The sequence below is a fragment of the Prosthecobacter fluviatilis genome (genome assembly GCF_042655725.1).
Classification (GTDB): Bacteria; Verrucomicrobiota; Verrucomicrobiia; order Verrucomicrobiales; family Verrucomicrobiaceae; genus Prosthecobacter; species Prosthecobacter fluviatilis.
On sequence record NZ_JBHSMQ010000006.1, the window covers coordinates 212,558 to 235,490 of the forward strand.

19 protein-coding genes are annotated in these 22,933 nt (G+C 61.2%); 14 read left to right on the forward strand and 5 right to left on the reverse strand.

Features of this window, described 5'->3' with window-relative positions:
* Positions 1-4 precede the first annotated feature (4 nt).
* Entirely contained in the window at positions 5-934 is a 930-nt protein-coding gene (locus ACFQDI_RS17105) for an alginate O-acetyltransferase AlgX-related protein (protein ID WP_377168980.1), read from the reverse strand.
* Between the two features lie 92 nt (positions 935-1,026).
* The gene (locus ACFQDI_RS17110) at positions 1,027-1,716 is read right to left on the reverse strand and encodes a hypothetical protein (RefSeq protein ID WP_377168982.1); all 690 of its coding nucleotides are present in this window, start codon (positions 1,714-1,716) and stop codon (positions 1,027-1,029) included.
* Between the two features lie 95 nt (positions 1,717-1,811).
* Here ACFQDI_RS17110 and ACFQDI_RS17115 point away from each other — a divergent pair, with 95 nt between their 5' ends.
* The 5 genes from ACFQDI_RS17115 (at position 1,812) to ACFQDI_RS17135 (ending at position 8,639) form a co-directional block, all read left to right on the forward strand.
* On the forward strand, positions 1,812-3,233 hold the full coding sequence (locus tag ACFQDI_RS17115) for a sulfatase family protein (RefSeq protein ID WP_377168984.1): 1,422 nt from the start codon (positions 1,812-1,814) through the stop codon (positions 3,231-3,233).
* 27 nt (positions 3,234-3,260) lie between these two features.
* Positions 3,261-4,715 carry a DUF1501 domain-containing protein gene (locus ACFQDI_RS17120; protein ID WP_377168986.1) on the forward strand — a complete coding sequence of 485 codons (1,455 nt, stop codon included), beginning with the start codon at positions 3,261-3,263 and terminating at the stop codon, positions 4,713-4,715.
* A 49-nt stretch (positions 4,716-4,764) separates the two neighbouring features.
* Positions 4,765-5,712, forward strand: coding sequence for a TlpA family protein disulfide reductase (locus ACFQDI_RS17125; protein WP_377168988.1), 948 nt, complete (start codon positions 4,765-4,767; stop codon positions 5,710-5,712).
* Positions 5,713-5,827: 115 nt separating this feature from the next.
* Complete coding sequence (locus tag ACFQDI_RS17130) at positions 5,828-6,784, forward strand: TlpA family protein disulfide reductase (RefSeq protein WP_377168990.1); 957 nt, start codon at positions 5,828-5,830, stop codon at positions 6,782-6,784.
* A gap of 4 nt (positions 6,785-6,788) precedes the next feature.
* Complete coding sequence (locus ACFQDI_RS17135) at positions 6,789-8,639, forward strand: CocE/NonD family hydrolase (RefSeq protein ID WP_377168992.1); 1,851 nt, start codon at positions 6,789-6,791, stop codon at positions 8,637-8,639.
* On the opposite strand, the gene ACFQDI_RS17140 is transcribed toward ACFQDI_RS17135, so the two are convergent.
* The gene (locus ACFQDI_RS17140) at positions 8,636-9,595 is read right to left on the reverse strand and encodes a threonine dehydratase (protein ID WP_377168994.1); all 960 of its coding nucleotides are present in this window, start codon (positions 9,593-9,595) and stop codon (positions 8,636-8,638) included. The two genes, ACFQDI_RS17135 and ACFQDI_RS17140, sit on opposite strands and share 4 nt — an antisense overlap.
* A 115-nt stretch (positions 9,596-9,710) precedes the next feature.
* Between ACFQDI_RS17140 and ACFQDI_RS17145 the strand changes: the two genes are divergently transcribed.
* A complete protein-coding gene (locus ACFQDI_RS17145; protein ID WP_377168996.1) occupies positions 9,711-11,108 on the forward strand; it encodes a Gfo/Idh/MocA family protein in 1,398 nt (465 codons plus the stop codon).
* A gap of 4 nt (positions 11,109-11,112) precedes the next feature.
* Here the strand turns inward: ACFQDI_RS17145 and ACFQDI_RS17150 are convergent, their stop codons facing one another.
* Positions 11,113-12,000, reverse strand: a complete 888-nt coding sequence (locus ACFQDI_RS17150; protein ID WP_377168998.1) for a helix-turn-helix domain-containing protein — start codon at positions 11,998-12,000, stop codon at positions 11,113-11,115.
* 87 nt (positions 12,001-12,087) lie between these two features.
* Here ACFQDI_RS17150 and ACFQDI_RS17155 point away from each other — a divergent pair, with 87 nt between their 5' ends.
* The 6 genes from ACFQDI_RS17155 (at position 12,088) to ACFQDI_RS17180 (ending at position 19,526) form a co-directional block, all read left to right on the forward strand.
* Positions 12,088-14,148, forward strand: coding sequence for a DUF1553 domain-containing protein (locus ACFQDI_RS17155; protein WP_377169000.1), 2,061 nt, complete (start codon positions 12,088-12,090; stop codon positions 14,146-14,148).
* A 5-nt stretch (positions 14,149-14,153) separates the two neighbouring features.
* Complete coding sequence (locus ACFQDI_RS17160; RefSeq protein ID WP_377169002.1) at positions 14,154-15,563, forward strand: DUF1501 domain-containing protein; 1,410 nt, start codon at positions 14,154-14,156, stop codon at positions 15,561-15,563.
* Positions 15,564-15,640: 77 nt separating this feature from the next.
* Complete coding sequence (locus tag ACFQDI_RS17165) at positions 15,641-16,774, forward strand: serine hydrolase domain-containing protein (RefSeq protein WP_377169004.1); 1,134 nt, start codon at positions 15,641-15,643, stop codon at positions 16,772-16,774.
* A gap of 22 nt (positions 16,775-16,796) precedes the next feature.
* A complete protein-coding gene (locus ACFQDI_RS17170) occupies positions 16,797-17,771 on the forward strand; it encodes an alpha/beta hydrolase family protein (RefSeq protein ID WP_377169006.1) in 975 nt (324 codons plus the stop codon).
* 32 nt (positions 17,772-17,803) lie between these two features.
* Entirely contained in the window at positions 17,804-18,760 is a 957-nt protein-coding gene (locus tag ACFQDI_RS17175) for a carboxylesterase family protein (RefSeq protein WP_377169008.1), read from the forward strand.
* 31 nt (positions 18,761-18,791) lie between these two features.
* Entirely contained in the window at positions 18,792-19,526 is a 735-nt protein-coding gene (locus ACFQDI_RS17180) for a 3-keto-disaccharide hydrolase (protein WP_377169010.1), read from the forward strand.
* 66 nt (positions 19,527-19,592) lie between these two features.
* On the opposite strand, the gene ACFQDI_RS17185 is transcribed toward ACFQDI_RS17180, so the two are convergent.
* Positions 19,593-20,240, reverse strand: coding sequence for a hypothetical protein (locus tag ACFQDI_RS17185; protein WP_377169012.1), 648 nt, complete (start codon positions 20,238-20,240; stop codon positions 19,593-19,595).
* 126 nt (positions 20,241-20,366) lie between these two features.
* Between ACFQDI_RS17185 and glpK the strand changes: the two genes are divergently transcribed.
* A complete protein-coding gene (gene glpK, locus ACFQDI_RS17190; protein ID WP_377169014.1) occupies positions 20,367-21,851 on the forward strand; it encodes a glycerol kinase GlpK in 1,485 nt (494 codons plus the stop codon).
* A gap of 1 nt (position 21,852) precedes the next feature.
* Positions 21,853-22,932, forward strand: coding sequence for a GNAT family N-acetyltransferase (locus ACFQDI_RS17195; protein WP_377169016.1), 1,080 nt, complete (start codon positions 21,853-21,855; stop codon positions 22,930-22,932).
* The last annotated feature ends 1 nt before the right edge of the window (position 22,933 follow it).

Sequence of the window (22,933 nt, forward strand, 5' to 3'; positions counted from 1 at the left end):
AAACTTACGGCACCAGTTCAGCCATCGGCAACAAAATGATGACAAGCTTCTTGTCATCGTAGCTTTCTCCAGGCTGTGGCATGCCTCTGACATCCAGCGGGCGTCCTAACAATGTGGCGAACTGTGTGGCAAAGCCCGCGTCCGGCGACCTGCCGCCGCCAAAACTGAGCTGAGCATCATCATAGACCCTCATGAGGTCGCCACCGTGGAGAACAACTGGAGACTTGATGCTCTGCGGGAGGCCTTGGATGGAAACCAGATCGGCTTTTTCCACCCCCAGCAAAGTGGATGCATGGAGCGGATCGAGCCTGCGTGCCAGATCGCCTGGGTCGGTGTGTTCGAGAATGCTGGCATTGATGACAGGTGTCTCGGCGCTGCTCAGCCGGGGGAATTTTTCGCGCACATGCTTGTGAACCGCCAGCGCCACAGCCTTCATGGCCTCAGGGGTCCAGTGGCTGTCATGGGCATAAAAAACCGGCTTTTTGTCACGGAAATCCCAGAGGCCGTCGGTCATGTCCAGCACATCGGCTCCTGCGGCTTTCAAGGCGGCCAGGCTGCCAGCCTCGTCCTTCAGGCGGATCACGTCCAGATAGCGGCCGGGGCGTATTTTTTCAGGGTAGAGCGTGGCGCGGTCTGGAATGGTGATGACCAGCAGCTGGGTGTCCTGTGCTTTCAACTGAGCCGCGAGGCGGATCAGTCCGGAATGCACGTCATTGCCCGCACGCTTGGCATGGGCCAGCCGGTCGAGTTCTTGGTGGTCGAAAAGCCAGCCGTCACGGCCGAGAAAGACTGTGCGGTTGCCTTCATTGAGGGCGTGCATCAGCAGCCACTGCACACCGCTACGCACGGTGGCGGCCGCCAGATTGGTCCTGGAAGAGGTAAACCAGGAGGCTGCTTCGAACAGCAGGGGGACGGCCAGCAGAAGAGCAAACACGCGGACGATATTTTGCGCCGCCCGGGGGGTTAGCTCCGGGCTTGGAGGGACTGGCGTACGCTTTGCCGGGTCGATTCGTGGAGGCAGCGGTTTCATGACACAGGGGCGGCATGCGTCCACAGCATTGCCGCAGCAAGGGTGAAAATGAGGATGCAGAGGGTAGCCTTCCAGGGGGCAGGCTCGCGCAGGAAATCACGTGAGTGAGGCAGGGCGACAAGGCTGGCAAGTGCTGCGACGATCGTCAGCACATGAAAGTCTGTGCGCACGCGTGCCTGCTGGAGCACGCTGGAAGCTGTCCGCGCCGGAGGTGAGAAGAGTGCCTTCAGATGCAGCCAGGTGTCGTTGAACGAGGCTGTCAGGAGCAGGGCCGCCAGAACGGTGGCCGCCAGGAGGAGGGCGGTCAGGCGCAGCCATTTTCCCTGGGTGAAGCGCCGCAGCGACAGCGTCTCCTGCACCAGGTCAGACACTGGAAAGCCAAACATGCCGCCGAGCCCGGCGAGTGTGTCGCCAGCGGCGGTGGCAGCGAAATGCAGGCTGAGCAGCAGGCCCAGAAAGCCCATCCAAGCCACACTGGTGCCGAGGCTTTCGGGCCCGCCACGGAAGGTCATGTCTGCCAGATGCCACAGGGGATCGACCAGCAGCACCCATTTTCCGACCCCGAGGCAGAAGCGGGTGACGCCATGTGACATGGCAAGCGTGTCCGGTCGCGGCCGGATGATGTGGCGGGCCGCCAAGGCCAGGGGCAGCAGCACAAACAGCAGATGGTGGAGACTGACGAGCACAGTATGGAAATGGCGGAGAGGAGGACGCGCGTCAATCGTGGAATCTTGGGGGCATTGGTGACAGTTTGAGGTGCCTGGCATCGTTTGCGGCAGCCATGCGCTGCATTTTCGCCTTTCTCCTGCTGATCTCGATTTCCGCCGCTGCCGCGGACAGGCCGAACATCCTCTTCATCCTGGCCGATGACCTGGGCTGGGGAGATCTTGGATGCTATGGCAACCGGATCATCCGCACGCCGAACCTGGACAGGATGGCAAAGCAGGGGACGGTGTACACGCAGTTCTACGTGAACGCCTCGGTGTGCTCGCCGAGCCGCTGCGCCTTTTTTACCGGGCAGTATCCGGCCAGGCATCGCATCCACGGGCACTACGCCACGCCGCAGCAGAACGAGGCACGTGGCATGTCCAACTGGCTGGAGCCGCAGGTGCCGAACGCGGCGCTGCTGCTGAAGACCGCCGGCTACACGACGGCGCATATCGGCAAGTGGCATTTGGGCAATGGCTCTGGCGGGCCGGAGATCGGTCAGTATGGTTTCGACTATGTGGGTACGTCTGAGAAAGAGGGCGCAAACGGGCCTGCAGCTGATCCGTATTTCCGCGCCAAGTCCACGGCCCTGTTTGTAGATGAGGCGCTCAGGTTTATCGGGCAGGCGGGTGACAGGCCGTTCTATCTCCAGCTCTGGACGCTGGTGCCGCATGCGACGCTGAACCCGACGCCTGAGCAGATGAGGGCATATGTGCATCTGAGGGCGGGTGGGAAGGACTTTCCACTGGCGGCTGCGATGGAGGTCTTCGCCGCGAGTGTGACGGACCTGGACACACAGGTCGGCAGGCTGATGGCGGGGCTGGAGAAGATGGGCAAAGACAAGAACACGCTGATTCTTTTTAGCAGCGACAACGGGCCGGAGGACATCCACATCGGCAATGCAGGACACAGCGGTGTGGGAAGCGCGGGGCCTTTTCGCGGGCGCAAGCGCAGCCTGTATGAAGGGGGCATTCGCGTGCCAGGCATCGTGCGCTGGCCGGGCAAGGTGCCTGCAGGGCAGATCAATGATAAAGCTGTGCTGGCCGGTGTGGACTGGCTGCCGACGATCTGCAAAGTGGCGGGGGTGCAAATTCCTGAAGGGCATGCGCTGGACGGGGAGGATGTGAGCGACGTGATGACAGGAGTCGCGCGCCCACGCAGCAAGCCACTGATGTGGGAGTGGCGGTTTAACATCGCGGGCGAGCCCTTTCACCACAGCCCGGAGCTGGCAATCCGTGAAGGGGACTGGAAGCTGCTGGTGAACCCTGACCGGAGCCGCGTGGAGCTGTATGACGTGACGAAGGACCTGACGCAGCTGAACAACGTGGCCGAGCATCATCCTGAGGTGGTGGAAAAGCTGGCCGAGAAGGTGATGGCGTGGGCCAAAACGCTGCCGGAAGGGCCGCATGACCCATCCGCGGGAAAGATGCACTCGGGCATGCCGGGCGATCCGCCTCGCGGGCCGGGAAAGAAGAAAAATGAGCCAGCGAAGTGATTCTGGGAGCGTTTTACTGGTACTGCCATGCACGAATTTGATCCCTCCCTGCCCGAGCACTTGGTGCGCCGCGATTTCCTGAAGAAACTGGCGGCAGCCGGCACTGCTGCGTGGATGACGGGCGAGCCGCGTGCCATCTGGGCGAAGTCTGGCGACAAGGTGACGCACCCGCCAGCAAAGGCGGATGCGTGCATCCTGCTGTGGATGGCGGGTGGCATGGCGGCGCCGGACACGTTTGACCCGAAGGGCTATCTGCCCTTTGAGAAGGGGCTGGAGGTGAAGCGGATGCTGAGCACGTTTCCGGCGATCAACACGAGCGTGGACGGGATCAAAATCTGCCAGGGGCTGGAAAACATCGCGCACGTGATGGACCGGGCGACGCTGATCCGCAGCGCGGTGCAACCGGACCTGGGGAGCATTCTTCATTCGCGGCATCAGTATCACTGGCACACGGGCTATGTGCCGCCGCAGACTGTGGCGTGTCCGCACATCGGTGCGTGGATGGCGAAGGTGCTTGGGCCGCGCAATCCGGTGATGCCTGCCTTCATCAACATCGGCCAGCGCCTGGAAGGCGTGGGCGAAAGCGAGGAGCTGAAGGCCTTTACGACAGCGGGATTTTTTGGCAGCGAGTTTGGGCCGATGAACCTGCCCTTCCCGGAAGAGGCGGCGCAGTCGGTCAAGCCGCCGAAGGGGATGGACGCGAACCGCTTTGCGAACCGGGACCGGCTTTTCCGCAAGCTGGTGGACCAGAGCCCGCAGCGGGAGTTTATGAGCGACTACCAGCAGGAGTCGATGCTGCGCAGCATGGACAACGCGTGCCGCCTGCTGAGCGCGAAGGAAAGGGAGGCCTTTGACATTACGCTGGAGCCGAAGGAGAGCTACGCAAAGTATGACACGGGGCGCTTTGGGCGCGGATGCCTGCTGGCGCGGCGGCTGGTGGAGGCAGGGACGCGGTTTGTGGAGGTGACCACGGAGTATGTGCCGTTTTTCCAGTGGGACACGCACAAGGACGGCCACACGACGGTGGATGCGATGCACAAGGAGATTGACATGCCGATCTCGCAGCTCGTGCGTGACCTGGAGGCGAAGGGGCTGCTGGACCGCACGCTGATTATCATCGCGAGCGAGTTCAGCCGTGATGCGCTGATGGAGGGCAAGCCGGGGTCGAATGCGAACGATCAGACGACCTTCAAGGTGGATACGCTGAGTGAGATGAAGCACTACGGGCTGCACCGCCACTTTACCGGCGGGACGAGCGTGGTGATGTTTGGCGGCGGCGTGAAGAAGGGGCACCTGTATGGAGAGACGGCCGATGAGAGGCCGCTGATTGCCACGAAGAATCCCGTGAGTGTGATGGACCTGCATGCCACGATCATGACGGCGATGGGCATCAGCCCGAAGACGGAATTTGAGATCGAGGGACGGCCTTTCTACGTGACGGAGGATGGAAAAGGAAAGGCGGTGACGGAAATCTTTGCGTAAAAGGATTGGTTGCCTGGATCCAGCCCGTTTAGGCTTCCCTGCATTCTCAATGAACGTCCATCCAATTTTTCGCGCCTGCGCCCTGGCTCTTGCCCTGGGTTTTTCACTCTCCCTTCATGCCGCTGACGGCGATGCTGAATGGCAGAAGGTCAATGAAGCCATCGCAGCGATCAAAGATCCGAAGGACAAGCCGCAGTCGCGTGATGCGGCGATCGCCTTGCTGAAGAATGGGCTGGCCGAATTTGACGCGAGCTATGCGGCGGCTTTGAAAGCCGGACCGAACAACCCCGCCCGCTGGGACGCGGCACTGTTTGCAGCCATGCTGGGACGTGTGCGTGGGATGGCTGGCGTGGCCGGGCCTGAGAAGGAGGCGATCAGTCTGGATGAGATCGTCAAAGCCGAGGATGCGAAACCCGAGACGAAATCGCAGGCCAGCCTGGCGAGTGTGATGATCGCCTCTGACAAAGCTGCGGAAGCGGGAGGCGATGTGGAGGGCTGGATCGCCAAAGCGGAGAAGCATCTGAAGGACTTCCCCGGAGAAAAGATGAACACGATGGTGGAAGACCGGATCAAGGACATGAAGTCCAAGGCCGCGCCGCTGGAGCTGAAGTTCACGGCTTTGGATGGTCGTGCGGTGGATGTGAGCAAGCTGCAGGGCAAGGTGGTGCTGATCGACTTCTGGGCCACATGGTGTGGACCGTGCGTGGAAGAACTGCCGAAGGTGATCAAGCTCTACAAAGAGCTGCACGAAAAAGGCTTTGAGGTGATCGGCGTCTCGCTGGACCAGGACAAGGCGGAGCTGGAAGCCTTCTTGAAGGAGAAAGGCATGGAGTGGCCGCAGTATTTTGACGGCAAAGGCGCGGAGAATGAGCTGTTCATGAAATACAAACTCGAGTCCATCCCGACGGCTTGGCTGCTGAACAAGAAGGGCGTGGTGGCGAGCAAGACTGCCTTTGAAGGGCTTGAGGAGCAGGTAAAGAAGCTGCTGGCTGAGTAGGTGGCGTGAGATGCTGATGCGAAAGATCCACACCGCAGTGCAGCAGGGTGTGATGGAAATCTTTGCGTAAAAAGATTGGTGTGGGGGATTGTGTCCGTTTAGGCTGATCACCTTCATGAAAGCCCACCGTCTTTTCTGCCTCGGAGTCACGACTTTTGTCCTGGCTGTCTCTTCTTCAATGCGTGCTGCCGACGGCGATGCCGAATGGCAGAAGGTCAATCAAATCGTGGAGGGGGTGAAAAATCCGAAGGAGAAGCCCAAGACGCGTGAAGAAGCGATCGCGATGCTCAAGAAGGGGATCACGGAATTTGATGCCGCGTATGCTGCGGCGCTGAAAGCGGGGCCGTCCAATCCGGCGCGCTGGGATGCGGCGCTGTTTGAAGCAATGACGGGGCGCGTGCGCGAGGTGGCCGGAATTCCTGCTCCCAAGCCGGCGATCAGCCTGGATGACATTGTGAAGGCGGCGGATGCCAAAGCGGAAACCAAATCCCAGGCCAGCTTGGTGAGCGTGATGGAATCTGTGGAAGCCGCCGAGGCTCCCGGCGGTGACCTGGCCGGATGGACCGCGAAGGCGGAGAAGCATCTGAAAGATTTCCCGGAGGAGAAGATGAACCAGATGGTGGAGGGCAAGCTGAAGAGCATCAAGGCGAGCGCCGACCTCAAGGCCAAGCCGCTGGAGCTCAAGTTTACCGCTGTGGATGGCCGTGAGGTGGATGTGAGCAAGCTGCAGGGCAAGGTGGTGCTGGTGGACTTCTGGGCCACCTGGTGCGGACCGTGCGTGGCCGAACTGCCGAACGTGATCAAGGCGTACAAGGAGCTGCATGCCAAGGGTTTTGAAATCGTGGGCATCTCGCTGGATCAGGACAAGGCGGAGCTGGAAGGCTTTGTGAAGGAAAAGGGCATGGAGTGGCCGCAGTACTTTGACGGCAAGGGCTGGCAGAATGAGATCGCCAGCAAGTATGGCATTCAATCGATCCCAGCCATGTGGCTGCTGAATAAGAAGGGCATGGTGGTGAGCACGAATGCACGCGGCCAGCTGGAAGAGGCGGTGACGAAGCTGCTGGCGGAGTGATTTTATGAGGCAGCACCGGCTTTCGCTCACGGTTCTTTGCGCCGTCTCCTGGCTGCATGTGCAGGCGCAGGAGGCGGGCGTGAAGGTGGAGAAAAACGTCATGGTGCCGATGCACGATGGCGTGAAGCTGGCCACGGATGTGTATCTGCCGGCGGGCAGCAGTGAGAAGCTGCCGGTGGTGCTGACGCGCACGCCGTACAACAAGGACGGAGCGAAGAGCTATGGCGAGTACTTTGCCAGGCATGGGTATGTGTTTGTGGCGCAGGACACGCGCGGGCGCTACGCCAGCGAGGGCGTGTGGCACTGGATGACGGATGATGGCGTTGATGGAACGGACTGCGCCGCGTGGATAGCCGCGCAGCCGTGGGCGAACGGGAAGATCGGGATGGTGGGCACCTCGTATGTGGGCGGCACGCAGCACGCGATGGCGCTGGCGAAGGTGCCGGAGCTGACGACGGTGATCCCGGTGGATGCGGTGTCGAACATGGGACGGCAGAGCATGCGGAATGCGGGGGCGTTTGAGATGCGCTTCTGGAACTGGATCATGCTGAACGCCGGGAAGGGCAGCAATGCGGCGCTGAATCCGGCCACGCAGGTGGAGCTGAAGGAGATGGCGGACCACCGGTGGGACTACCTGTCCCTGCTGCCGCTGCGGCCGGGTTGCACGCCGCTGAAGCTGGCGCCGGAGTATGAGGACTGGCTGATCCAGGCGATGCGGCATGGCAAGGACGATGACTTCTGGGCGCAGAACAACATCCTGGCTGATCCGAAGCGATACAAGGACATGCCGGTGTATCTGGTGGGCGGCTGGTATGACTCGTGGGCGGGGAACACCTCGGCGAATTTTCAGGCGCTAAGCAAGGCGCTCAAAAGTGATGTGTACCTGATCATGGGACCGTGGATTCACGGGATGCAGAACAAGTCGGCGCACGGGCAGGTGGAGTTTGGCGCGGAGGCGGCCATCGCTGACCAGCTGGCGTGGCGCAAGGAGTGGTTTGACCACTGGATGAAGGGGCTGGACAACAGCGTGGGCAAGGCGGCTCCCTTTGCGAAGAAGGTGCGTCTTTTTGTGATGGGCACGGGTGATGGCAGCAAGACGAAGGATGGGCTGCTGAATCATGGCGGGCAGTGGCGCGATGAGAATGAGTGGCCGCTGGCGCGGGCGAAGGCGACGCCGTTTTATCTGCATCCGGAAGGGTTGCTGAGTGATGCAAAGCCGAAGGTGGAGGCGGCGGCGCAGAGCTATGCGTTTGATCCGAAGAATCCGGTGCCGACGCTCGGAGGCAACATCTCCTCGGGAGATGGCATCATGCAGCAGGGGGCGTGGGATCAACGTGGCAGTGACAAGTTCTGGAACTGGACGAAGCCCATTCCGCTCTCGGCGCGCAGTGATGTGCTGGTGTTTCAAACAGCACCGCTGGCGGAAGACACGGAAGTGACGGGTGAGATGGAGGTGAAGCTGTGGATTTCGTCGTCCGCCGTGGACACCGATTTCACGGCCAAGCTGGTGGATGTGTATCCGCCGAGCGCGGACTGGCCGCATGGCTTTGACCTGAACCTGACAGACGGGATCATGCGGGCGCGGTTTCGGGATTCGCTGAAGGAGGAGAAGCTGATGCAGCCGGGGAAGGTGTATCCTATCACGATCAAGCTCTATCCCACGAGCAATGTCTTCAAGAAGGGGCACCGGATTCGTGTGGACATCAGCAGCAGCAATTTCCCGCGTTTTGATGTGAACCCGAACACGGGGGAGCCGCTGCAGCAGCACCGGAGGACGGTGACCGCTACGAATACGGTGCATCATGACCGTGAGCATCCATCGCAGATTGTGCTGCCGGTGGTGGAGCGTCCTTAGCTGAGTGCTTCGCGGAGGATGTGCATGCTGGCGTTTGCGCCGGAGAGGATGCAGGCGACGCGTTTGCCCTGCCATGCGGTGGAGTGGTTTTTGAGGGCGGCGTAGGCGAGGGCACCGGAGCCTTCGGCGATGTTGTGGGTGGACTGGATGATCTCGCGCATGGCGGCGAGAGCCTCCTCGTCGGTGACGGTGAGGATGTCGTGCGCGTGCTGGAGGATGTGTCGCAGGGCGTCCTGGTTGGGGGTCTTGCAGGCGACGCCTTCGGCGACGCGGGTCTGGCTGGACTGCTCGACGAACTGACGCTGCTGGAAGGAGAGGGCGTAGGCGGGTGCGTGTGCGGAGACCACGCCGATGATTTTGGTTTTAAGGCCCAGTGCCTCGCGCGCTGATGCAATGCCGCAGAAGCCGGAGCCGAGGCCGATGGGGACGAAGATGGCATCGAGATCCGCGACGGAGTGAAAGAGCTCCAGGGCATAGGTGGCGACGCCGCGCACTAGCCAGGAGTGGAAGGAGGGAACGGCGTGCAGCTCCTCCCTGGCGGCGAGCTCGCGGGAGTATTCGAGTGCTTCCTGAAATTCGCGGCCGTGCTCGACCAGCTCGGCACCGAGAGAGCGCATGGCGGCGTTTTTTTCCGGGTTGTTGCCATGCGGAACGACGATGACGGCGCGCAGGCCATTGCGCCTGGCGGCGTAGGCGATGGACTGGCCGTGATTGCCGGTGGAGGCGGCGATGACTCCCGGGACGTCGGGCTGGTGGCGCTTGAGCTCGTCCATGTAAACGAGACCGCCACGGATTTTGAAAGCGCCGACGGGCGTGTGGTTTTCGTGCTTGAGCCAGAGTTCGCAGCCGAGTCCTGACTCCAGCAGCGGCCAGCGGTAGGTGGGGGTCTCGCGGATGTGCGGGCGGATGAGGGCCTTGGCAGATTCGATTTCGCTGAGGGTCGGCAGGGGCTGCATCTTGCATGGCTAGGCATGAAGTTCGCAAAGGCAAGCCCGGTGCGGACGTATGAGATGCACTATGAACGCGCCCATCACTTCTCGTCGTCGGTTTCTTCAGACTTCTCTTGCCGGAATGGCATCCATGCCCGCGTGGGCGGCACCGCTAGGGGCGAATGGCGATGTGCGTGTGGCGGTGATCGGTTTCCGCGGACGCGGACGCGGGCACATCAAGGAGCTGATGAAGGTGCCAGGAGTGCGTCTGGTGGCATTGTGTGATGTGGACCAGGAGGTGATCGACAAGCAGGTGGCGGAGCTGTCCAAGCTGAATGTCACGGTGAAGACTTATCGTGATTTTCGTGAGTGCTGCGCGGACAAGGAAATCGATGCGGTGACGATTGCCACGCCGAACCACAGCCATGTGCTGATCGCGCTGACGGCCCTGCAGCATGGCAAGCATGTGTATGTGGAGAAGCCTGTGTGCCACAATCTGGTGGAGGGGCGCAAGCTGATGGCGGCGGCCACGAAGGCGGCGGCGAAGGGGATCATCGTGCAGCATGGGATGCAGCGGCGGTCGGATCTGGGATGGGCTGCGGCGATGGCGTGGGTGAACGAGGGGCACATCGGGAAAAAGAAGCTGTCTCATGCGCTGGTGCACGGGATGCGGCTGAGCATCGACAAAGTGGATGCCGCGCAGCAGCCGCCAGCCACGGTGGACTACAATCTGTGGTCTGCGCCGCGTCCGGTGCTGCCGATCATGAGGAAGCAGTTTCACTACGACTGGCACTGGCAGTGGCCGTATGGGAATGGTGACATCGGGAACCAGGGCCCGCACCAGTACGATGTGGCGCGCTGGGCGCTGAATGATCCTGCGGTGCTGCCGCAGCGTGTGATGAGCCTGGGCCACCGCTGGGGGTATGTGGACGACGGGCAGACGGCGAACTGCCAGCTGGCCTTTCACCCGTATGAGCCGGTGCCGCTGCTGATGGACATGTTTGGCCTGCCGATGAAGAACATGGACAAGAAAAGCGGCGAACCGCCCTACAAGGGCATCCGCACGGGGAACATCATCCACTGTGAAGGCGGCTATGTGGCGGAGTCCAAGGCCTACGACAACGAGGGCAAGACGATCACGAAGTTTGAGAACTTCCTGACGGGGCCTGATCACATGAAGAACTTCATCGATTCCGTGCGTGCCGGGAAATACACGAAGGATGTGCTGCACATCCGGCATGGGCAGCAGGCGGCGGCGCTCTCGCATCTGGCGAATACGTCGTATCGCCTGGGCAAGGCGATGAAGAACGAGGAGATCAAAGAGCGACTGCAGGGAGACAAGATGGGACAGACGATGTTTGAGGGCATGCTGGCCACGCTGGCGGCGAACCAGATCAACACCGAGGTGGATCAGGTCATTGTGGGGCCGTGGCTGGACTTTGATCCGGTGAACGAGGTATTCACCGGTGAGTTTGCCGCCGAGGCGAACAAGCTGGCGCAGGAAGTGTATGCCGCCGGGTTTGAGCTGCCGGAGGTGTAGTGGCTCAGCGCTGCCGGTGCTGACGGCGGAAGTCTTTGGGGGACATGCCGACGACTTGTTTGAAGCGGCGGGAGAAATGGAAGGCATCGTGGAAGCCGAGGTCGTCGGCGATGCGGGCGAGGGTGTGGCTGCTTTCGAGAAGGCGGGAGCAGGCGCGCAGCACAATGGCGTCGGCGCGGAATTCGCCGGGGCTTTTGCCGGTCATGTGCAGGAAGCGTTTGCGGAAGGCGCTGTAGGACATGCCGAGGTCTGCCGCGATCTGCTCCAGCGAGGGGGCGCCGAGCCTGCCACGCGCGAGCATGTGCTCAGCGGTCTCGCGCCATTGCATGGTTTCCGTGGTCTGGTGCCGTGCGTCATCCTGCTGAAGCGCATCTGCGAGCCACTGCTGAAAGTGGCAGAGGCGGGAGAGAGGTGTCTGAGCCGGTGCATCGGGCGGCGGCTGGAGGATGCGGCGGAGTCGGTCAGTCCAGTAAGGAAGGGGGCTGAGCTCCAGCACACGGCTGCGCTCGCCGGGGAAACCAGCAGACTGCCAGGCGTCGAACACGCTGCCATTGAACCAGAGGAAGAGCTCGCTCCAGCGCACGCCATGCTGGGGGCCGTAGCTTTGATTGATGCCGGGTTTTGACCACACGAGCGTGCCGGGCTGCAACACGCAGCGCACTCCGGTGTCGTCCATGTAGTCTGCAGTGCCTTCCAGCGTGAGAACGAGAAGGTAATTGGGGGTGGGACGCAGGTAGTGCGGCGGTGGTGCGTGGGCGTAGGTGGCCTGGCTGTTCCACTTGGTGCCAGCGTAAACGATCTGCCCCAGATCGCAGTGCACAGGGCGTGTGGCGTTCACATTCCAAGGGCCTGGAATGTTGAAATAGAGGTTGGGGTCGTGCTCTGAGGCCATGCCAAAATATGCATGAATTAGGCCAGACATTCAATTTAGAGAGGTGTGGAATGGCCGTATTGATGTGACAGATGATCTATGCCAGCCATGCAAACGTCTAACCCATACTCCAGCAGCTTCCGGCCATCTGCGCCGCGCGCAGGGCTGCATGGGTGTGTCTGGATGCTGGTGACAGGGCTGCCGCTGATGGCGGTGGATTATGTGAAGGACATCAAGCCGTTGCTGAAAGAGCGCTGTGTGTCGTGCCATGGGACGGTGAAGCAGAAAGGCGACCTGCGGCTGGATGCGGGGGCTTTGATCCCGAAGGAGGCGCATGAATCTTTGCTGGAGCGGATTGTCTCGAATGATGAGGACGAGCAGATGCCGCCTGAGGGCAAGCGACTGAGTGCGGAGCAGATCGAGCTGATGAAGCAATGGATCGCAGCGGGGGCACCGTTTCCGAAGAACGAGATGATTCCGAAAAAGCCTTCGGAGCACTGGGCATTCCAGCCGGTGAGGCGTGTGGCGGTGCCGGAGTCGGCGCACAAGAATCCGATTGATGCGTTTGTGTTTGGCAAGGCAGAGGCTGTGCGGCAGGCGAGTCCGCAGGCGCTGCTACGGCGGGTGCATCTGGATCTGACGGGGCTGCCACCCACGGTGGAGGAGCAGGTGCGATTTGCCCAATCTGGTGATCTGAGCGCGGTGGTGGATGATCTGTTGAAACGCCCTGATTACGGCGAGCGCTGGGCGAGGCACTGGCTGGATGTGGTGCGCTATGCAGACAGCAACGGCTATGAGCGTGATGCGGAGAAGCCCTTTGTGTGGCGCTACCGAGACTACGTCATTGAGGCGCTCAATGAGGACAAGCCGTACAACCGCTTTGTGATGGAGCAGCTGGCAGGCGATGAGCTGGCGGAGAGGTCTGTAAAATCAGTTATTGCCACCGGGTTTCTGAGGCTGGGACATTGGGATGATGAGCCTGCTGATCCTGCGGCGGACCGGTATGACCAGCTGGATGACATCGTGAGCACCACGGGGCAGGCGTTTCTGGGGCTGACGATCGGCTGTGCCCGCTGCCATGATCACAAGTTTGAGCCGCTGGCCACGCGTGACTATTACAGCCTGGTGGCGGTGTTTAATCCGCTGCAACGTCCTGCCAATGGACGCAAGGAGCTGACGGTGGCTGTGGATGGCACGGAGGTGTATGCGTGGAAGGAACCGTCTGCGAAAGCGCCGGAGACGCATGTGCTGGTGCGTGGATCGCCGACTCGGTTTGGCGATCTGGTGGGACCTGCGGTGCCTGCCATCTTGGTGAAGGAGCAGCCGCCGTTTCCAACGGCAAATGACAAGACCACGCAGCGGCGTCTGGGGCTGGCGCGATGGATGGCGAGCGAGCAAAATCCGCTGACGGCGCGGGTGATGGTGAACCGTGTGTGGCAGCAGCATTTTGGCCAGGGGCTGGTGAGCACGGCGAATGACTTTGGGCTGATGGGCGCAGCGCCTGAAAATCCGGAACTGCTGGACTGGCTGGCGCATTGGTTCATGCACGATGCGGGGTGGTCGCTGAAGAAGCTGCATCGTCTGATCCTGGCCAGCAAGGCGTGGCAGATGGGAAGGTCATCGGAGGCGCTGATGAAGTATCGACGGCTGGAGGTGGAGGCTATTCGAGACTCGATGCTGGCGGTGAGTGGCAGGCTGAACCCGAAACGATTTGGACCCGCGATGAAGCCCGGCATTCCGCTGGCGGCGCTGGAAGCGAATACGGACAAGGACAAGGTTTGGAAAGCCTCGGATGAGGGCGAGGCGTCGAGGCGAAGCATCTATGCCTTTATCAAGCGCGGGCTCGTGGTGCCGATGTTTGAGACGCTGGATCTTGCCGACACCGTGAGCAGCTGCCCGCAGCGGCAGGTGACGACGGTGGCACCGCAGGCGCTGAGCTTGTTCAACGGTGAGTTTGTGAACGAGCAGGCGCGGCACTTTGCGGCACGCCTCAGGCGAGAGGCGGGAGATGATGCGGAGAGGCAGATCGCGCTGGCGTGGAAGCTGGCGCTGTGCCGGGAGCCCAAGGGCGATGAGCTGGCGAAGATGCTTGTGTTTCTGCAGGAGCAGCCGCTGGAGCAAGCGTGCCGTGTGATTTTGAACCTGAACGAGTTTGTTTATCCTGAGTGATGATCATGAGCCGACCTCTCACACGACGTGAATACCTGATGCGTGCCACCGGCGGCTTTACCGGGCTGGCGCTGGCGGATCTGCTGGCGGCGGATGCGATGGCTGCATCGCCGCTGGCTGAGAAGAGGCCGCATTTTGTGGCGAAGGCGAAGCATTGTGTGTTTCTCTTTATGAACGGCGGGCCGAGTCAGGTGGACACGTTTGATCCCAAGCCGGCGCTGAAGAAGTACAATGGCATGCCCTATACGGGGGATGCGAAGGTGGGATCGAACGGACGTGCGGTGGGGCATCTGATGCAGTCGCCGTTTGAGTTTAAGAAGCATGGGCGGAGCGGGCTGGAGATCAGCAGCCTGTTTCCCCATGTGGCGATGCATGCGGATGACCTGTGCGTGATTCGCTCGATGCATGCCGATACGGCGGCACATGCCTCGGGCTGCCTGCAGATGAACACAGGCAGCATCTTCATCGGCAAGCCGAGCCTGGGCTCGTGGCTGAACTACGGGCTGGGTTCGGCGAATCAAGACCTGCCGGGATTTGTCGTGATGACGGACCCGCGTGGCGGACCGATCGGCAGTGCCTCGAACTGGACAGCGGGCTACATGCCTGCGGCATATCAGGGCACGCTGTTTCGCAGCGGGGGCTCGCCGTTGCTGGATCTGGCCACGCCGGAGGGGACGAGCGAGCGCACGCAGCGGCGCAGCCTGGACCTGCTGAAATCCTTGAACGAAGAGCACCTGCTGCGGCACCCTGAGGAGACGGAGCTGATGGCGCGCATTGAATCCTATGAGCTGGCCTACCGCATGCAGACGGAGGCGATGAGCGTTGTGGATCTGGACAACGAAGACGCAGCCACGCGCGAGATGTATGGACTGAACAACCCACGCACGGCGGAATTTGGCCGCAAGTGCCTGATCACACGCAAGCTGATCGAGAAAGGGGTGCGCTTTATCCAGCTGTACTCTGGTGGCGGGCATATCGAGGACACGTGGGACGGGCACAATGACTGCATCACGAACCACACGCTGCATGCGGGGGAGACGGACCAGCCGATAGCCGCGCTAATCGCCGATCTGAAACGCACGGGACTGTGGGAGGAGACGCTGCTGGTGTGGGGCGGGGAGTTTGGCCGCACGCCGACGAGCGAGGGCGTGGGCAAGCCGGGACGTGACCATGACTGGCATGGCTTTTCCATGTGGCTGGCGGGAGCTGGCGTGAAAGGCGGGCAGGCCATAGGTGCGACGGATGAGCTGGGCTTCAAGGCTGTGGAGGACCGCTGCCATGTGAGCGACTTGCATGCGACGATTCTGCATCTGATGGGGATTGATCACTCGCGGCTGAGCTATCTGCACCAGGGGCTGGCGCAGCGGTTGACGGGGGTGGAGGATCGGAAGGTGATTGAGAAGGTGCTGGCGTGAGCCTAGGGGCACCGATTGGAGGTTGTGTTTTGTTTGATGGAACGGCGTGAGCGGAGCGTTTGGAATGGTCCGTGATCATGAAACATATCACTTCATTTCTTTTCATTGCCCTTGTCAGTCTCCGTGCTGAAGCGCCCAAGCCGATTGCCTCGGTTTTGCAGCCGTATGTGGAGGACAAGGTGCTTGCGGGAGCGGTGACGATGGTGGCAGACAAGGACAAAGTGCTGGATGTGACGACGGTGGGTTGGGCGGACATCGCGGCGAAGAAGCCGATGGCTAAGAACGCGATTTTCTGGATCGCGTCGATGAGCAAGCCGATCACGACGACAGCCTTCATGATGCTGGTGGACGAGGGGAAGGTGTCTCTGGATGATCCGGTGGAGAAATACCTGCCGGAATTCAAAGGGCAGATGGTGATAGCGGAAAAGGATGCGGAGCATGTGGTGCTGAAGAAGCCGAAGCACCCGATCACGGTGCGCAATGTGCTGAGCCATACGAGCGGGCTGGCCTTTAAATCGGCAGTGGAGAGCCCGACGCTGGACATGCTGCCGCTGCGGGTGGCGGTGCTGAGCTATGCGGCGGCACCGCTGCAGTTTGAGCCGGACACGAAATACCAGTATGCGAATGCGGGCATCAACACTGCAGCGCGGATCATCGAAGTGGTGTCTGGCATGAGCTATGAGGACTTCATGCAGCAGCGGCTCTTTGCGCCGCTCGGGATGGTGGACACGACCTTCTGGCCGAGCGAGGAGCAGGAGAAGCGCATCGCGACTTCCTACAAGGCGAATGAGAGCAAGACGGATCTGGAGGCCACGACGGTGGGGCAGCTGTACTACCCGCTGCATGAGCGCATCCGCCAGCCGATGCCCGCAGGGGGACTCTTCAGCACGGCGGCGGATGTGGTGAAGTTTTGCCAGATGCTGCTCAATGGCGGCCAGCTGAACGGGAAGCGCTATATTTCAGAGGCGGCGCTGAAACAGTTGCAGACGAAGCAGACCGGCGAGGGGTTGAACGCCTACAGCCTGGGCTTCTCGCTTAATGGCAGCTCGTTTGGTCACGGGGGGGCTTATTCCACCAATATGTCCATCGATCTGGCCAAGGGCATCGTGACCGTCTTTATGGTGCAGAATGCCGGCTGGAGAACAGACGAGGGGAAGAAGATTCTGCCGGCGTTCCAGAAGGCTGCTGCGGACCATTTTGCCAAACCCTGATCCTTTCAATCCACCACCAACCATGAAATCATCTGCCATTCTGACACTGATCCTTGCTGCGTCTTTGAACGCACAGACACCTGCCCCAGCGACGAAACCTGCTGCTGCGCCTGCTGCGAAGCCTGCCGCGCCGAAGAGGGCGCCCACGCTCGCGAATGTGCCCTATGGTACGCATGAGCGGCAGGTGCTCGATTTTTACAAAGCCGATTCCGCGAAACCGGCACCGCTGCTTTTCTTCATCCACGGCGGCGGCTGGGTGGCGGGGGACAAATCGGGCGTGGGCGAGCTGGAGGCCTGCCTGAAGGCGGGCATTTCCGTGGTGTCCATCAACTACCGCTACTCCTGGCAGGCGCAGCTTGCTGGCGTGATGCCGCCGGTGCAGTGGCCGCTGGAGGATGCGGCGCGTGCGCTGCAGTTTGTGCGCAGCAAGGCGGCGGAGTGGAACATCGACAAGCAGCGAATCGGCGCCAGCGGCGGCTCCGCCGGGGCCTGCAGCAGTCTTTACCTGGCCTTCCATGACGATATGGCCGATCCGAAGAGCCGTGATCCCATCGCGCGTGAGTCCACGCGCCTGTGGTGTGCGGCGGTGAGCGGCGCGCAGACCTCGCTGGACCCGAAGCAGCTCAAGGAGTGGACGCCGAACAGCCGCTACGGCGGTCATGCTTTTGGCTTCATGGACCCGAACGAGCGCAAGACACGCGACACGCGGTTTGCGGAGTTTTTGGAGAAGCGTGAGTCGGTGCTGAAGTGGATCAAGATGTACTCGCCGTATGAATGGGTGAGCAAGGATGATCCGCCTGTTTACCTCTACTACAGCAGCACTCCGGCTATCGGGCAGGAGCAGAAGGACCCGACGCATACCTCGAACTACGGCGTGAAGCTGCAGGAGCACTGCCGTGAGATCGGCGACGAATGCGAGCTGGTTTATCCAGGTGCGCCGGACGTGAAGCACAAGAGCATTGCGGAGTTTTTGATTGAGACGCTGAAGAAACCCTGAACGACGAGCGATAAGATTCACTCAACTTTACCATGAAACTCGCTCTCTCCCTCCTCCTGCTCGTTTCCATTGCCTCTGCCGCCGATGCTCCGGCGAAGAAGGCTGAGGCTCCTGTCAAAAAAGCACCGGCCAAGAAGGTCTATCCGAAGAATCCGCTGCCGACGGTGGCGGATTTTAAGTATGGGCCTGCTGAACGAAATGTGCTGGATTTCTGGCAGGCCAAGTCTGACAAGCCGACACCGGTGCTTTTCTTCATCCATGGCGGTGGCTGGCAGGGCGGAGACAAGAAGGGGATCGCGGTGGAGCCCTTCTTGAAGGAAGGCATCTCGGTGGTGTCGATCAACTACCGCTACATTTCGCAGGCGCAGGATGTGGTGCCGCCGGTGAAGGCCCCGCTGACGGATGCGGCGCTGGCGCTGCAAACGGTGCGCAGCAAGGCGGCGGAGTGGAACATCGACAAGACACGCATCGCGGCGAGCGGCGGCTCGGCTGGTGCGTGCAGCAGCCTGTGGCTGGCCTACCATGACGACATGGCGGATCCGAAGAGCAGCGATCCGATCAAGCGCGAGTCCACCCGCCTGCTGACGGCAGCGGTGAATGGTCCGCAGACGACGCTGGACCCGAAGCAGATGCGTGAATGGACGCCGAACAGCCGCTATGGCGGCCATGCCTTCAGCAAGGCGGGCGAGTTTAAAAACTTCGACGACTTTGTGGCTGCACGCGAGCGCATCCTTCCGTGGATCAATGAGTACTCGCCTTATGCGCTGGTGAGCTCGGATGATCCAGGCGTGTATTGCAGCTTTGGTGCGCCTCCCGCCATCGGCAAGGATGAGAAGGACCCCACACACACGGCCAACTTTGGCGTGAAGCTGCAGGAACACTGCAAGGAAAAGGGCGTGGGCTGCGAGGTGGTGTATCCAGGTGCTGCCGATGTGAAGTATAAAACGACCACAGAATACCTGATCGCCAAGCTCAAGGGAGCGAAGTGACAAGCATCCGGCAATCCATCGATCTACGACCATGAAATTACACACACTCTCCCTCAGCGGCCTGATGATGGCCTTTTGTCTTGTGGCCCGTGCGGAAGACTCCGCATTCAAGCCGATCTTCAACGGCAAGGATCTGACCGGCTGGTACGGGCTGAATCCGCACTCCGTCGTCAAACTGGAAGGCGAGAAGAAGGAGGCTGCGCTGAAGAAGATGCGCGAGGAGTTCGCGACCTTCTGGAAGGTGGAAAACGGTGAACTGGTCAATGACGGTCATGGCCCCTACGCCACCACGGAGCAGGAGTTTGGTGACATGGAGTTCCTCATTGAGTACAAAACCGTGGCGGGTGCTGACAGCGGCATCTATCTGCGCGGGGTGCCACAGGTGCAGATCTGGGACAAGAACCAGGTCTTTGACCCGTCCAAGCCGACACGCAGGCCCCATCTGGGTTCGGGCGGTCTTTTCAACAACACTCCTGATACGCCGGGACGTGACCCTCTGGTCGTGGCGGACAAGCCCTTTGGCGAGTGGAACAGCTTCCGCATCCGCCAGATCGGGGCACGCACGTGGGTGTGGCTGAATGACAAGCTGGTGGTGGATGGCAACGTGATGGAAAACTACTATGACCGCACGAAGCCGCTGCATGCGAAGGGGCCGATCATGCTGCAGACGCATGGCGGTGAGATCCGCTGGCGGAACCTGCAGGTGCGGGAGATCGGTGCCGAGGAGGCCAAGAAGATCCTGGCCGAGGCTGATGCGAAGAAGTAGCTGCTGAATCCAAACGAAAAAAGCCGCAGGGGAATGATCCTCTGCGGTTTTTTGTTTTTTGAACGGTTACTTGTTCAGCACGAGTCGGAGGGTGCCGTTGTGGATGTCGAGGGACTGGATGCCGGCGACGAATTTTTGCAGAGCGGGGTCGGATTCCACGTTGGCGGCGATGAGGTCGAGGCCCTTGATGTCGCCGATCCAGCTATTGGGTAGGGAGATGCCGCCGAGGCTGAGATCGTCGAGCTTGAGGGAAAGCTTGTGGGCCGGGGTGAGGCTGGTGCCGAAGGTGAAGCGGAGGCGGATTTTCTGATTGGGCACGAGCGGGAAATCCGGAGGGGCGGTGAGGATGATGGCAGCGGAGACCTGGCCTTCAGCAAACTGAACCTGCACGCTCTCGCCGAGCTGCTGCTGGGCGAGGTAGGCGTTTACCTCGCGCTCATTGATGATGATGGTACGGTTGGCCTCGTCAGGCGGGATGGCGGCCGGGTTGTTGAGGGCCTGCAGCTTGCCGTTGAGGGCGGCCTGCTCCGAGGCGGTGAGACTGACCGGCTTCATGGGGGAGGGGTAGAAGGTGTGCTTGACCCACAAGGCCCCGGTGGCGGCGGCGATGCCCGCGCAGCCAAGGATGACGGCGAGGGTGATGAGGATGATTTTTTTGGTGGAGCGCGCGCGGGGGGCTGTGGCGGGCGCTGCGGGTTCAGGGGTGGCTTGCATGACGGTGGTTTGGATGCTTTCCGGCGGAAAGTATTCATTCAGGGGGAAAAATGCCAGCTACACGTTGCCAGGCAGTTTGTAAGGCATTGACTCTGTGCGCTGGGCTTGGGAACATTCTGAATAACCATGAAATACATCCTCGCTCTCGATCAGGGCACGACCAGTTCCCGCGCTATTCTCTTCAACCATGACGGCGGCATTGTGGCTACGGCGCAGAAGGAATTCCGGCAGATCTTCCCCAAGCCCGGCTGGGTGGAGCATGATGCGCAGGAAATCTGGGCGACGCAGGCCGGGGTGGCGGCCGAGGCGCTGCACAAGGCTCGTGCGAAGGCGGGGGATGTGGCCGCGATCGGTATCACAAACCAGCGTGAGACCACCGTAGTGTGGGACCGCAAAACGGGGAAGCCGGTCTGTAATGCGATCGTGTGGCAGGACAGGCGCACGGCACCGATGTGTGACAAGCTGCGTGCGCAGAAGCTGGACAAGGTGATCCAGAAGAAGACGGGGCTGGTGGTGGATGCGTATTTCTCCGCCACGAAGGTGCAGTGGATTTTGCAAAATGTGAAGGGGGCCAAGGCGCGTGCGGCGAAGGGGGAGCTTGCGTTTGGCACGATCGACTCCTGGCTGCTGTGGAACCTGACCGGAGGCAAGGTGCATGCGACGGATGTGAGCAATGCCTCGCGCACGATGCTCTATGACATCCGCAAAGGGACATGGGATGAGGAGCTGCTGAAAATCTTTGGTGTGCCGCGCTCGATGCTGCCGGAGGTGCGGGACTCGAGCGGGGTGTTTGGTGAGACGAAGCTGCTCGGCGGGCTGACGCCCATCGCTGGGATCGCCGGAGATCAGCAGTCGGCCCTGTTTGGGCAGGTGTGCACCAAGCCAGGGATGGTGAAGAACACGTATGGCACGGGCTGCTTCATGCTCATGAACACGGGGACGAAACCCATCGCGTCCAAAAACAAGCTGCTGACGACGGTGGCGTGGAGGATCGACGGACGCACGGAGTATGCGCTGGAGGGGAGCGTTTTCATCGCGGGGGCGGCGATTCAGTGGCTGCGAGACGGGCTGGGCATCATCCGCCAGTCAGCGGATGTGGAGGCGCTGGCCGCTAGCGTGCCTGACACGGGCGGAGTGTACCTGGTGCCTGCGTTTGCCGGGCTGGGTGCACCGCACTGGGATGCGTATGCACGTGGCACGCTGGTGGGTATGACACGTGGCACCACGGCGGCGCATATTGCGCGAGCGGCGCTGGAGGGCATCGCCCTGCAGGTCATGGATATTTTGAAGGCCATGGAGGCGGATGCGGGCATCAAGCTGAAGGAGCTGCGGGTGGATGGCGGTGCGAGCGTGAACAACCTGCTGATGCAGATGCAGTGCGACCTGCTGGGCGTGCCGGTGGTACGACCGAAGGTGAACGAGACCACGGCACTTGGAGCTGCCTGCCTGGCAGGACTGGCGGTGGGCTACTGGAAAAACGTGGCCGACATCGCCAAGCACTGGCAGGCGGACCGCAAGTTTAAGCCCACGATGAAGGCGGGAATGCGCAGCCGGATCACGGAGGGCTGGAAACGGGCGCTGGGACGTGCGATGGCATGGGAGGAGAAATAAAGTGAAACACACCGAGTGGATCAATCCGCCCTGTCCGATGCTGCCGGAGGAAAACCGGCACTACGACCATCATGACATCCAGGCGCTGCAGCATGACCGGGGGCCGAGGTTTTATGAGGTGGCGCTGCACTATGCGCAGAGCTTGTGGCGGGAGGGATTTCCGGCAAAGAGCATTCTGCTGATCAATCGTGCGCTTTCCCTGCCACTGGCGGCGGATGAGCCGATCCTGGCGAAATGGCCGCTGCCGTATCTGGCGCTCGTGTGGATCATGCAGCACCGGGTGGAGGGGCAGTTTATTGGAAATCCGCGCCGGCACTGGCAGCACCTGGCTACGCGGATGGTGGAGCCCAACAAGGAACTGCGCACCTGGCGCGCCTGGGCTTGCTGGCATCTGGCACGGCTGATCCTGCCCGAGGCGGAATTCCCTGCGGACCAGAAGCAGATTCGTGAGGAGCAGGTGGTGGAGCCCACGCAGGAGGAGATATCCGCGCATCTGCACCGGCTTTCGCCTGCGAGGGATGAAGAGGTATGGCTGCATGCGCTGAACACGATCCAGCAGCAACCGCGCGGAGCGCTGGCTGCGCGCATCCGGCGGATCGGGCCTGAAGAGCTGCCCGTGGTGCAGAGGCTGGGGCACGAGATCTGGCATGCGTGCTACCCCGGCATCATCAGCGGGACGCAGATCCGCTACATGCTGTCCATCTGGTACCAGCCGGGGGCGATGGCGCACGAGATGCAGGCGCGGGATGTATGGTATGCGCTGGTGGAAGTGGCCGGGCCGAAGGCCGTGGGGTACATCTCCTTTGAAAAGCAGCTGTTTGAGCCCGTGCTTTTCATCAACAAACTGTACCTGCTGCCCGAGGTGCATGGGCATGGGCTGGGTGCCTTTACCCTGAGCTGGGCCGAGGACCGGGCCCGTGAGATGGAGTGCAAGACGGTGCGCCTGCGGGTGAACAAGAAGAATGCGGGCGCCATCCGCTCCTACCTGCGCGCGGGATTTCGATTCACCGAGGATGTTGTGACTGATATCGGCAGCGGGTTTGTGATGGATGATTATGTGATGGAGAAGCCGGTGCCTTGAA